Consider the following 11409-nt stretch of genomic DNA (forward strand, 5'->3'; position numbering starts at 1 on the left):
GGGCTTTTTGCCCCTTGGTGGTGCGTGACGCCGCATGGCGCACTAACTAGGTGCAAGAATCTTTCGGTGCGGCGCTCCTGTGGTGCATCAGGGACGCGGTAACGCTCTTGTATACACTCTAGTGGGTTGTTTTCCCTGGGCGAAAGTGGCTTTTCACCAAAATGGTACGTTGCTTGCAGCATACTGCGTATCGCTCACCCATTTGATGGAACCCGCTAGATGACGGCTATCCCGCACGCCCTGCCAACGGCTCCCGACTCGGGGCATCGCTTCGATGCCGAGCGTCACTGGGCGGCCTCGCTGGCGCTGGGGTTCGAGCGCCGCGACGGGGTCACCCGTATGGTGCAGGCGCGCCATCAAGGCCCGCTACGCGTACAGCGACCCTTCTATCCGGAAGGTCGCGAGGGAGCCTGCCACGTCTATCTGCTGCACCCTCCCGGCGGCCTGGTCAGCGGCGATGCGCTGAATATCTCGGCACGCCTGGCGGGCGGCAGTCATGCACTGTTGACCACACCGGCCGCCAACAAACTCTACAAGGCCGATAGCCAAGGGGTGGCATGGTGCCAGCAGACCCGGCTTAGCGTCGATGACGGCGCCAGCCTTGAGTGGCTGCCCCAGGAGACCATCGCCTTCGATGGTTCTCGCGGCGCACAACTGACCGACATAGCCCTGCACGGCAATGCGCGCTGCCTGGGCTGGGAGGTGCTGGCGCTGGGCCGTCCGGCGAGCGACCTGCCCTATGTCTCCGGCCGCATCGATCAGCGCTTCCGCCTGACCCGGGACGGCAAGCCGCTGTGGCTGGAGCGCCAGCCCCTGGATCCGCTGCACCGGCGCTTTCGCGGCCGCTGGGGGCAGGGCGGTGCCAGCGTGCAGGCAACGCTGTGGGCGGTAGGGCTGAACGACAGCGACGCCGCAGCGGCCATAGAAGTGCTGCGCGAGGCACTGCCGGACAATACCCGCTGGGCAGTCACGTTGCGTCACGGCGTGCTGCTGCTGCGCTACCTCGGTCATGAGCGTAACGAGGCCTGGGCGATCTGCCAGCAGGCCTGGGAGCTGCTCAGGCCGGTGCTGCTGCAGCGCCAGGCGCATACGCCACGCATCTGGCTGACATGATGACGCAGGCCCAAGGGACATCATCCCGATGGGGGTTGTCTTGCCACGGCCGGGCGGCGCTGCGCGCTGCAATCGCGAATGAATTCGCTCCCACAGGAGAGTGGCGCCAAGGCAAATGTGGGAGTGACTTCAGTCACGATGAGGTTGGGTTGGCCGGCGGCGCTGCGCGCTGCAATCGCGAATGAATTCGCTCCCACAGGAGAGTGGCGCCAAGGCAAATGTGGGAGTGACTTCAGTCGCGATGGGGTTGGCTACCTCGGCAGCGCGAAGCGCTGCCAGCAAACATCAATGATATGAGGGACGCGCTATGGAACTGACGCCGAGAGACAAGGACAAGCTGCTGCTGTTCTCTGCCGCACAGCTTGCCGAACGCAGGAAGGCCCGTGGTCTCAAGCTCAACTACCCGGAGGCCGTGGCGCTGATCAGCTTCGAGATCATGGAGGGCGCTCGCGACGGGCGCAGCGTGGCCGAGCTGATGAGCTTCGGCCGCGAGATCCTCGGCCGTGACGACGTCATGGAGGGCGTGGCCGAGATGGTCGACGAGGTGCAGGTGGAAGCCACCTTCCCCGACGGCACCAAGCTTGTGACCGTCCACACCCCAATCGTTTAAAACTGGCTGCACTCGGCCATGCTGTGTTGGCTTCACGACAAAAAATGCTCATTTACTAAAGTGAACTCCGCCTTTTTGTCGCTCGCCGCCTTGCCTGGCCTTCGTTCGCTCAGTTTTAGCTGCCAGCGGTTAATACAGTGATGAGGGAAAGACCATGATTCCCGGTGAGTACCAATTGCAGGATGGTGAGATCGCGCTCTGCGAAGGGCGCGAACGTATCACCGTCGAGGTCGCCAATACCGGCGACCGGCCGATCCAGATCGGCTCCCACTATCACTTCGCCGAGGCCAACCCGGCGCTGACCTTCGACCGCGACCGTGCACGGGGCTATCGCCTCGACGTTGCCGCCGGCACGGCGATCCGCTTCGAGCCCGGCCAGACCCGCGAGGTAACGCTGATTCCCTACGCCGGCACGCGGCATATCTATGGCTTCCGCGGCGATGTCATGGGCGCGCTGCTCTCTACCGCGCCCGAAGCCGCGCGAAAGGCGCAGAAACCAGCTACCGCGCCCGAAGCCGCGCGAAAGGCGCATAAACCAGCTACCGCGCCCGAAGCCGCGCGGAAGGCGCAGAAACCAGACCAAGGAGGCCAGTCATGAAGATCTCGAGACAGGCCTACGCCGACATGTACGGCCCCACCGTGGGCGACCGGGTGCGCCTGGGCGACACCGAGCTGTGGATCGAGGTGGAAAAGGACGCCACCCACTACGGCGACGAGGTCAAGTTCGGCGGCGGCAAGGTGATCCGCGACGGCATGGGCCAGAGCCAGCGTGTCGACGATGCGGTGATGGACACCGTGATCACCAACGCCCTGATCCTCGACTGGTGGGGCATCGTCAAGGCCGATGTCGGCCTCAAGGAGGGGCGCATTGCGGCCATCGGCAAGGCCGGCAACCCCGATACCCAGCCCGATGTGGCGATCGTCATCGGCCCAGGCACCGAAATCATCGCCGGTGAGGGCAAGATCCTGACCGCCGGCGGCATCGATGCGCATATCCACTTCATCTGCCCCCAGCAGATCGAAGAAGCGCTGATGAGCGGCATCACCACCATGCTCGGCGGCGGCACCGGGCCGGCCACCGGCTCCAATGCCACCACCTGTACCCCGGGTGCCTGGCATATCGGCAAGATGCTGCAGTCGGTCGACGACATGCCGATGAACATCGGCTGGCTGGGCAAGGGCAATGCCAGCCTGCCGGAGGCGCTGGAGGCACAGCTCGAGGCCGGCGCCATGGGCCTCAAGCTGCACGAGGACTGGGGCACCACGCCGGCGTCTATCGACAACTGCCTGAGCGTGGCGGAAAAGTACGACGTGCAGGTGGCGATCCACACCGACACCCTCAACGAGTCGGGCTTCGTCGAGGACACCCTGGCCGCCTTCAAGGAGCGCGGCATCCACACCTACCACACTGAGGGTGCCGGCGGCGGCCACGCGCCGGATATCCTCACTGCCTGCTCCAAGGCCTACGTGCTGCCGTCGTCGACCAATCCGACCCGGCCCTATACGGTCAACACCATCGACGAGCATCTCGACATGCTGATGGTGTGCCACCACCTCGATCCCAATATTCCCGAGGACGTGGCCTTCGCCGATTCGCGCATCCGCCGCGAGACCATTGCCGCCGAGGACATCCTCCACGACCTGGGCGTGATCTCGATGATCGCCTCCGACTCGCAGGCCATGGGCCGGGTCGGCGAGGTGGTGTGCCGTACCTGGCAGACCGCCCACAAGATGAAGGTGCAGCGCGGCCTGCTGCCCGAGGACGAGACGCTGGGCGCCGACAACTTCCGCGCCAAGCGCTATATCGCCAAGTACACCATCAACCCGGCGATCACCCACGGCATCAGTCATGAAGTGGGCTCGGTGGAGGTTGGCAAGCTCGCCGATCTGGTGCTGTGGAAGCCGGCCTTCTTCGGTACCAAGCCGGCGCTGCTGATCAAGGGTGGCATGATCGCCGCGGCGCCCATGGGCGATCCCAACGCCTCGATTCCCACGCCGCAGCCGGTGCACTATCGCTACATGTTCGGCGCCTTCGGCCGTGCCGCCAGCCAGACCCGGCTCAGCTTCGTCAGCCAGGCGGCCATCGACGGCGGCATCAAGGCGCGGCTGGGGCTCAACAGCGCGCTTGCTGCGTGCAAGAACGTGCGCGGCGTGCGCAAGGGCGACATGAAGCTCAACGACGCCTGCCCCGAGCTGACGGTCGACCCCCAGACCTACGAGGTGCGCTGCGACGGCGAGCTGTTGACCTGCGAGCCGGCCACCGAGCTGCCGCTGGCGCAGCGCTATCATTTATTCTGAATCATGGCTGTCACTGACAGCGGCATAGTAAGCCAGCTTGTCATCGCGAAACCTCGCGTGGCCGCTGACATCCCGGGCGAGGCGACGCGGTCGATCTTCATGGATGAAGATCGAGGAAAGCCGGCACAGGGAGGTGCCGTCTTTCCGACCGCGAGAGCCGGTCCGGGGTGTCAGGGTTTCGGTCACGTGGTGTTGAGAGAGGGCAAGGCTGGCTTGCCTCGAGGAGTTTTGTACCAATGCTGAAACTGACCGAACGCCTGGGCCCCATCGAGCATGGCCAGGCCAGCGACACCCTGACGCTGCCCTTCGAGCCGCGCACCAAGGGCCGGCTCAAGGCGGTGAGCGATAGCGGCCGCGAACTGGGCCTGTTCCTCGACCGCGGCCCAGTGCTGCGCGCCGGTGACGGCCTGCGCGCCGAGAGCGGTGAGGTGATCCGCGTCGAGGCCGCCGACGAGCCGGTGGTCACCGCCCGTGTCGCCGCCGGGCTGCCGCTGGCGCGGCTCGCCTATCACCTCGGCAATCGCCACGTGCAGCTGGCGCTGGGCAGCGACGATGCACGGCCCGACCAGGGCTGGGTGCGCTTCCCGCCAGATCATGTGCTCGAAGAGTTGGCCGAGCTGCTGGGGGCGACCCTCGAGCATCACCAGGCGCCCTTCGACCCCGAGCCCGGCGCCTACCAGCAGACCGGCGGGCACTCGCATGGTCATTCACATGGCCACTCACATGAACATGGCCACGACCATGATCACCCCCATGCCCACTGAGTCGCCGGCACAGGGCGACGACCTGGCGCTGCTGGGCCTGCTGCAGCTGGTCAGCCCGGCGCTGCCGATCGGTGCCTTCGCCTGGTCGCAAGGCCTGGAGAGCGCCTTCGAGCTGGGCTGGGTGAGCGACGAGGCGAGCCTCGGTGAATGGCTCGAGGGCGTGCTCGATGATGGCCTGGCACACTGCGAGCTGCCGGCGCTGGCGTGCCTGCACACGGCCTGGCGTCAGGACGACGCTGATGGCGTGGCGGAGTGGGATGCCTGGCTTGCCGCCAACCGCGAGACCGCCGAGCTGGCCGCCGAAGACAGCCGCCTCGGTGCCTCGCTGGCGCGGCTGCTGGGCAGCCTCGAGCTGCTCCCCGAACAGCGCCTGCTGCCCGCTGGTGCCGGCTATGTCACGCTGTTCGCCTGGACCGCCCAGGTGCGTGGGGTGACGCAGCGCCAGGCACTGCTCGGCTTCGCCTGGGCGTGGCTCGAGAACCAGCTGGCAGTGGCCTGCAAGGCGCTGCCGCTGGGGCATACCGCCGCCCAGCGGCTGGTCGAACGGCTGCGCCCGGCGCTGGTCGAGGCCGTTGATCTGGCCCTGGGCCTGGACGACGACGAACTCGGCCCGGCGCTGCCCGGCCTGGCGCTGGCCAGCGGCCTGCATGAAACTCAGTATTCCAGACTCTTTAGAAGCTAGGAGACGATCCATGACCCATTGTTTACGCGTTGGCGTCGGCGGCCCGGTGGGCTCCGGCAAGACCGCGCTGCTCAAGCAGCTGTGCCTGGCGCTGCGCGATCACTACGATATCGCCGTGGTCACCAACGACATCTATACCCGCGAGGATGCCGACTTCCTGCTCAAGCACGATGCACTGCCGGCGGACCGCATTCTCGGCGTCGAGACCGGAGGCTGCCCGCATACCGCGATTCGTGAAGACGCCTCCATGAACCTGGCCGCCATCGACGACCTGCAGGCGCGTCATCCCGGCCTCGAGCTGGTGCTGGTGGAGTCGGGGGGCGACAACCTCTCGGCGACCTTCAGTCCCGAGCTCTCGGACCTCACCCTCTACGTGATCGACGTTTCCGCCGGCGACAAGATCCCGCGCAAGGGCGGGCCGGGCATTACCAAGTCGGACCTGCTGATCATCAACAAGATCGACATCGCCGAACAGGTGCACGCGTCGCTCGAGGTCATGGAGCGGGACTCCAAGAAGATGCGCGGCGAGCGGCCGTTCGTGTTCACCAACCTCTACGACGGGGTGGGGCTCGAGGAGATCATTCGCTTCATTCTCGACCGCGGCATGCTGCCGGAGCGCCGAGATCAGGCGGGAGCGGCTGCCGGCTGAGTGGAGCACAAAAAAGAGTGCCCTGATCGGCTATTGGCGCGATCAGGGCAAGGCAGGGGGTGTGAGCGGCATCCTGGCCGCAACGGGTCATCCGTGACCCCACGCCCTCACAGTGAACCTCTGGGGTGGCGGTTACCTTAACCCAGGTTATGCGATGCAAATTAGTTGAATTTGCATCGCCAGCTAGCAGCTGGTCGCGTAACCGGCGGCGCCGAAATAGCGATCACGGCCCTGGTGCTTGGCCTGATAGAGGCGTTCGTCGGCGCGCCTGACCAGGTCGTGCGGATCCTCGTCGCGCTCGTCGAGGCTGGCCACCCCCAGGCTCAGGCTATAGCAGATCGGGTCTGTGTCGCTGGCCACGCGATGGTCGCGGTTGGCCTGCCAGATACGCTTGGCGACCTGTAGCGCCTCGGCGTGGTCGGTGCCCGGCAGCAGCACAGCGAACTCTTCACCGCCGTAGCGGGCGAAGTGGTCGTCGGTACGCAGCAGCGGGCGGGTGATCTGGGCAATCTCCACCAGCACCTTGTCGCCGGCCAGGTGGCCATGGCAGTCGTTGACCTGCTTGAAGTGATCGACATCGAACAGGATCAGCGTCAGTGGCTGGTGATGGCGCCGGGCATGGGCCACACACTGCTGCAGGCGCTCTTCGAACAGCCGGCGGTTGTCGACGCCGGTCAGGCCATCCTTCTCGGCGAGCTCGCGTAGCGAATCTTCGGCTTTCTGGCGACGCGCCACCTCGCGGCGCAGCTGGCGGTTGATCATCAGCAGATAGCTGGCCAGGCCGATGACCAGCAGCAGCAGGATTCCACCACCCAGCGCCCAGCGCACCAGGCGCTTGAAGTCGGTGCTGGCGGGGGCCGGCGGTTGATAGAGGAACCCCTCCAGGTCGTAGTGCTCGATCATGTCGAGTTCCACATACACCTCGGCGATGCTCTCCCAACGGATGGGATTGATGTAGCCGATCTCGATCAACTCTGGCTGCATCAGGCCGCGCAGCTTCTCGGCCTCGTGGCGCAGGAAGTGAATGTCGTAGAGGGCGTTGCGCGTCGGGTAGTACTGAGTGATCAGCTCGGCCACCTCTTCGACGTTGTCCAGCGCATAGGCCCAGCCGCGAAGGGCTGCATCTCGGAACGCCTCGACGCGCTGCGGCCGCTCGTCGATCAGTGCCGCGCGGGTGAACAGCAGGTCACCGTAGAAGTCGATGCCATACGACTCGGGGGTGATCGTGATCGGCTCGGCACCGAATGCTTCGAGAAAGTAGGGGGCGTCGGTGAGGTAGCCGGGCATCAGCTGGGTGGTGCCGTCGAGCAAGTCATCCAGCGCCCAGCTCGGTGCACGGTTGTTGAGCCGCTCGAGGTCGAGGCCGGCACGGTGGAAGCTGGCCAGGGTCTCGGCGCTGAGTCGTGCATCGACGTCGGGCAGGGTGACGCTGATTGGCCGGTCGCCGATCTCCTCCAGCCGCGAGAAGCCGTGGCGCTCGAGGGTCAGGAACACCAGCGGCGAGCGCTGCATGATATTGGCCAGTACCACCACAGGCAGACCCTGGCTGTGGTAGAGCAGCAGGTCGGAACGCGATACGCCGAAGTCGGCGCGACCGAACATCACATCCTCCACCGGGTCGATGGGGCGGCCGTATTCGTCGTGCCCGCCGTGGCGAATCTCCACCTCGAAGCCAGCCTCACGAAAGTATCCCCGTTGCTTGGCGGCGTAGTAGCCGGCGGACTGGAACTGGTGATACCAGGCCAGCTGCAGGGTGACACGCTCTAGCTCAGGCTCATTCGCCGCGCTCAAGGGAGCGGTGAACAGTAGCGCACTGAGCAGCAGCCACCGCAGCGGCGAGCGGTGGCCCAGAAGGCTTGGCATGGGCGCATCCGAAGGGGAATTGTCGTCGATTAGAGACTAGCCCATCGGCCGGCAAAGTCGAGTTGGTGGTTTAAACGCTCAGCGTCGCGGCAGTGGTTCGATGGACGCGAACTTGCCCGCCTCAGTGAAGTGCAGTCGAAACACGCCGTCGATGCCGTCGCGGCCGACGATACGGGTCAGGGCAGCGGTGGGGAAGATCACCTTGCGGCCATCCAGGCTACGGGTGTGCACGTTCTGGGCGCGGCCCTCGTAGTGGGCCAGGCACTCGTCGCGGGTCAGGCGGATCACTACGTCGATGCTAGGCACAGCGCCCCTCCCTGTTCATGACGCTGATAGAGACCTGGCACCGATTATACGCGACACGTGATGAACGGCGACATGTCGATTCCGTTCGCCCCGGAACGATAAGTGACAGCGCCGCCATCCCGGCGGCGACTGTCGAGGAGCCGACCATGACCTACGTAGACGGATTCGTCGCCGCGGTGCCCACCGCCAACCGCGCCAAGTACATTCAGCATGCCAGCGATGCCGCGGTGGTGTTCAAGGAGCACGGTGCGCTGCAGATGGTGGAGTGCTGGGGCGACGAGGTACCCGATGGCAAGCTCACCTCCTTTCCCCTGGCGGTGAAGTGCCAGGCGGACGAGACGGTGATCTTCTCGTGGATCCTGTGGCCCTCCCGCGAGGTGCGCGACCGCGGGATGGCCAAGGTGATGGAAGATCCGCGCCTGCAGCCCGACGTCAATCCCATGCCGTTCGATGGTAAGCGACTGATCTACGGCGGCTTCGAGGTGGTGGTAGACGAGTAGTATTCAGGCGTCATGCTTTAGTTGTAATCGGTTCATCGCTCCTCAACCTCGTCCCCCTCCGGCCGATGACGTGTTGAATATCGCCATCGCAGGGGGGACGAGGCAGATGACACACTTATCCATAAAGTGGAGCCTGACCGCAGCGCTGGCCGCGCTGGTACTGATGATCGGCCTGATCAGCGGGCTGGGCTTCTATGCCAGCGCCACCAGCGAGGAGGCGCTGCATGAGCTCGCGGAAACCAACGTGGAGCTCTCCACGATGGCCAACCGCACCCAGGTCAACGTGCTGCGCGCGCAGATCATGCTGGACCGCTTTGCCAGCCTGAGCACTCAAGGTAACGCTGAACGTGGCCAGCAGAGCCAGCAACAGGCGCTGGAGGCCCTGGCCGGGGCCCATGAGCGTTTCGACGAGTTCCGCGCCGTACCCATCGACGCCGACGATTCGCGGGCACCCTACGTGGCGGCGATCATCGCGGCCTACGACGCCTACGTGGTGGAAGGGCTCGAGCCGTTGATGGACGCCGCACCTTTCCAGATTCAGCGTAGCCAGGATGAGATGGCCGAGCTGGGTGCCGAGCTCGACGCCGCTATGGAGGACTTCGTCGCCTACTCCGAACGGCGCGGCAACGCGGTGATCGATGAGGTCGGCCGGCTTGGCGACATGGTCGGCATGATCGCCATAACGCTGCTGGTCGTGGCGCTGCTCGCCGCGGTGGCGATCCGCCTGGCGATGATGCGGGTGGTGGTCACGCCGCTGCGCGAGGCCATCGATCACTTCGAGCGGATTGCCGATGGCGATCTCACCGAGCAGATCCGCGACCGCGGTCGCAACGAGATCGGCCAGCTTTACAGCGCTCTGGCGCGCATGCAGGACAAGCTCAAGACCCTGGTGGTGTCGCTGCGCAGCAGCAGCGACAGCGTCTTCACCGGCGCCGGTGAAATTGCCCTGGGCAGCCAGGATCTCTCGTCGCGCACCGAGCAGCAGGCCTCGGCGCTGCAGCAGACCGCCTCGAGCATGGAAGAGATGGCTGCCACCGTGAGCAAGAACACCGAGACCGCCCAGGAGGCCGACGGCCTCTCGGCGTCTGCCTCGCAGCGCGCCGAGGCCGGCGGCCAGGAGGTCGAGCACACCGTACAGCTGATGCGCGAGATCTCCACCAGCGCCAGTCGCGTCAACGACATCATCGGCGTGATCGACTCGATCGCCTTCCAGACCAATATTCTGGCGCTCAACGCCTCGGTAGAGGCGGCGCGCGCCGGCGAGCAGGGCCGCGGCTTCGCGGTGGTGGCAAGCGAAGTGCGCAATCTCGCCTCGCGCAGCGCCGAGTCTGCCAAGGAGATCCGCACGCTGATCGAAGAGACCACCGCCAAGATCGCCAGCGGCGCCGAACAGGCCGAACGCAGTGGCGCCACCATCGGCGAGACCGTCGAGTCGATCCGCCAGGTCACCGCGCTGATGGGCGAGATTTCCAGCGCTACCCGCGAGCAGAACAGCGGCATCGAGCAGATCAACAGCGCCATCACCGAGATGGACTCGGTCACCCAGCAGAACGCCTCGCTGGTGCAGCAGACCAGCGCCGCCGCTACTTCGTTGGAAGACCAGGCCAAGCATCTCGCCGCACTGATCGCCACCTTCCGCGTCGACGATCAGGCCGCGCCAGCTGAGTCGCACGCCACCCGGCTGACCCACCAGCAGGGTGAGCGCAGCCAACCGCCTGAGGCGCCGGCCAAGCCTGCTGCTGAAACGCCCAGGCAGTCCTACAAGAAACCCGCTGAAGCTGTCGAGGACTGGTCCGAATTCTAGGCACCGCCAATTCAGCCCGCGACAGCCGCTCCCTGGGGGCGGCTGTCGAATGTCTGCCTATCTGATCGATTGTCCTGGTAATGCTACAGCTACAGGAGAGTCGCCATGCATCCCGATATCCAGACGTATCATGCGCGCCAGGCACCGGCCGACCGTGAGATATGCGAGTATTTGGCCCAGGCGATCGAGCGCTATCTACCCGACGCAGAGGGCAAGCTATGGCATGCCCACCCGGTCTGGTTCCTGGATGGCAATCCCATCGTCGGCTACAGCAAGCTCAAGCACTGCGTGCGGCTGCTGTTCTGGAGCGGACAATCCTTCGATGAGAGCGGGCTGCGCGACGAGGGCAGCTTCAAGGCCGCCGAGGCCCGCTATACCGCGGTGGAGCAGATCGACGCAGAGGCGCTACGCCGCTGGCTCGGCAAGGCGCGGGATATCCAGTGGGACTACAAGAACATCGTGCGCCGCAAGGGGCACCTGGAACGACTAAAGTGACCTGGCAGCCGCGCGCAGCGCTGCTGGGCCAGGCCACAACCATCATCTGCTTCGGCGCCACCTCCGGTGTGGTAGCACATTCATTTGCGATTGCAGCGCGCAGCGCTGCTGGGTCAGGCCACAACCATCATCTGCTTCGGCGCCACCTCCGGTGTGGTAGCACACTCATTCGCGATTGCAGCGCGCAGCGCTGCTGGGCCAGGCCACAACCATCATCTGCTTCGGCGCCACCTTCAGTGTGGGAAATGGGATGGACCCGTCCCCCCTTGTGCCAAGATGAGTTTGCAACGCCATCTTGGGTGCATGGGGCACCACACGGCATCTC

General features: G+C 65.3%; 11 protein-coding genes and 1 pseudogene. 10 read left to right on the plus strand and 2 right to left on the minus strand.

The features are described from left to right. Positions 1 to 219: 219 nt before the first annotated feature. The 7 genes and pseudogenes from QC821_RS15785 to ureG all read left to right on the plus strand — a co-directional run bounded on the left by QC821_RS15785 (position 220) and on the right by ureG (position 6116). The gene (locus tag QC821_RS15785) at positions 220 to 1113 is read left to right on the plus strand and encodes an urease accessory protein UreD (protein ID WP_309723578.1); all 894 of its coding nucleotides are present in this window, start codon (positions 220 to 222) and stop codon (positions 1111 to 1113) included. Between the two features lie 307 nt (positions 1114 to 1420). Then, a complete protein-coding gene (locus QC821_RS15790) occupies positions 1421 to 1723 on the plus strand; it encodes an urease subunit gamma (protein WP_095623251.1) in 303 nt (100 codons plus the stop codon). Positions 1724 to 1877: 154 nt separating this feature from the next. Then, positions 1878 to 2180: pseudogene (locus QC821_RS15795) on the plus strand (urease subunit beta); the annotation flags it as partial. 137 nt (positions 2181 to 2317) lie between these two features. Further along, complete coding sequence (gene ureC / locus QC821_RS15800; protein WP_309723583.1) at positions 2318 to 4021, plus strand: urease subunit alpha; 1704 nt, start codon at positions 2318 to 2320, stop codon at positions 4019 to 4021. Positions 4022 to 4257: 236 nt separating this feature from the next. After that, positions 4258 to 4785: an urease accessory protein UreE gene (ureE, locus tag QC821_RS15805; RefSeq protein ID WP_309723585.1), complete on the plus strand. Its 528-nt coding sequence runs from the start codon at positions 4258 to 4260 to the stop codon at positions 4783 to 4785. Beyond that, on the plus strand, positions 4775 to 5467 hold the full coding sequence (locus QC821_RS15810; RefSeq protein ID WP_309723616.1) for an urease accessory protein UreF: 693 nt from the start codon (positions 4775 to 4777) through the stop codon (positions 5465 to 5467). The genes ureE and QC821_RS15810 overlap by 11 nt, the downstream gene beginning before the upstream one ends. Before the next feature lie 10 nt (positions 5468 to 5477). Further along, positions 5478 to 6116, plus strand: a complete 639-nt coding sequence (gene ureG, locus QC821_RS15815) for an urease accessory protein UreG (RefSeq protein WP_076748332.1) — start codon at positions 5478 to 5480, stop codon at positions 6114 to 6116. A 183-nt stretch (positions 6117 to 6299) separates the two neighbouring features. On the opposite strand, the gene QC821_RS15820 is transcribed toward ureG, so the two are convergent. Then, entirely contained in the window at positions 6300 to 7979 is a 1680-nt protein-coding gene (locus QC821_RS15820) for a diguanylate cyclase (protein ID WP_309723590.1), read from the minus strand. Positions 7980 to 8057: 78 nt separating this feature from the next. Beyond that, complete coding sequence (locus QC821_RS15825; protein ID WP_309723593.1) at positions 8058 to 8285, minus strand: DUF2835 family protein; 228 nt, start codon at positions 8283 to 8285, stop codon at positions 8058 to 8060. Positions 8286 to 8431: 146 nt separating this feature from the next. Between QC821_RS15825 and QC821_RS15830 the strand changes: the two genes are divergently transcribed. The 3 genes from QC821_RS15830 to QC821_RS15840 all read left to right on the plus strand — a co-directional run bounded on the left by QC821_RS15830 (position 8432) and on the right by QC821_RS15840 (position 11084). After that, positions 8432 to 8785, plus strand: coding sequence for a DUF1428 domain-containing protein (locus QC821_RS15830; RefSeq protein ID WP_309723596.1), 354 nt, complete (start codon positions 8432 to 8434; stop codon positions 8783 to 8785). A gap of 106 nt (positions 8786 to 8891) precedes the next feature. Continuing rightward, a complete protein-coding gene (locus QC821_RS15835) occupies positions 8892 to 10589 on the plus strand; it encodes a methyl-accepting chemotaxis protein (RefSeq protein WP_309723599.1) in 1698 nt (565 codons plus the stop codon). A 105-nt stretch (positions 10590 to 10694) separates the two neighbouring features. Continuing rightward, positions 10695 to 11084: a DUF1801 domain-containing protein gene (locus QC821_RS15840; protein WP_309723601.1), complete on the plus strand. Its 390-nt coding sequence runs from the start codon at positions 10695 to 10697 to the stop codon at positions 11082 to 11084. The last annotated feature ends 325 nt before the right edge of the window (positions 11085 to 11409 follow it).

The sequence above is a fragment of the Franzmannia qiaohouensis genome (assembly GCF_031451695.1).
In the GTDB taxonomy this organism is placed as follows: Bacteria; Pseudomonadota; Gammaproteobacteria; order Pseudomonadales; family Halomonadaceae; genus Franzmannia; species Franzmannia qiaohouensis.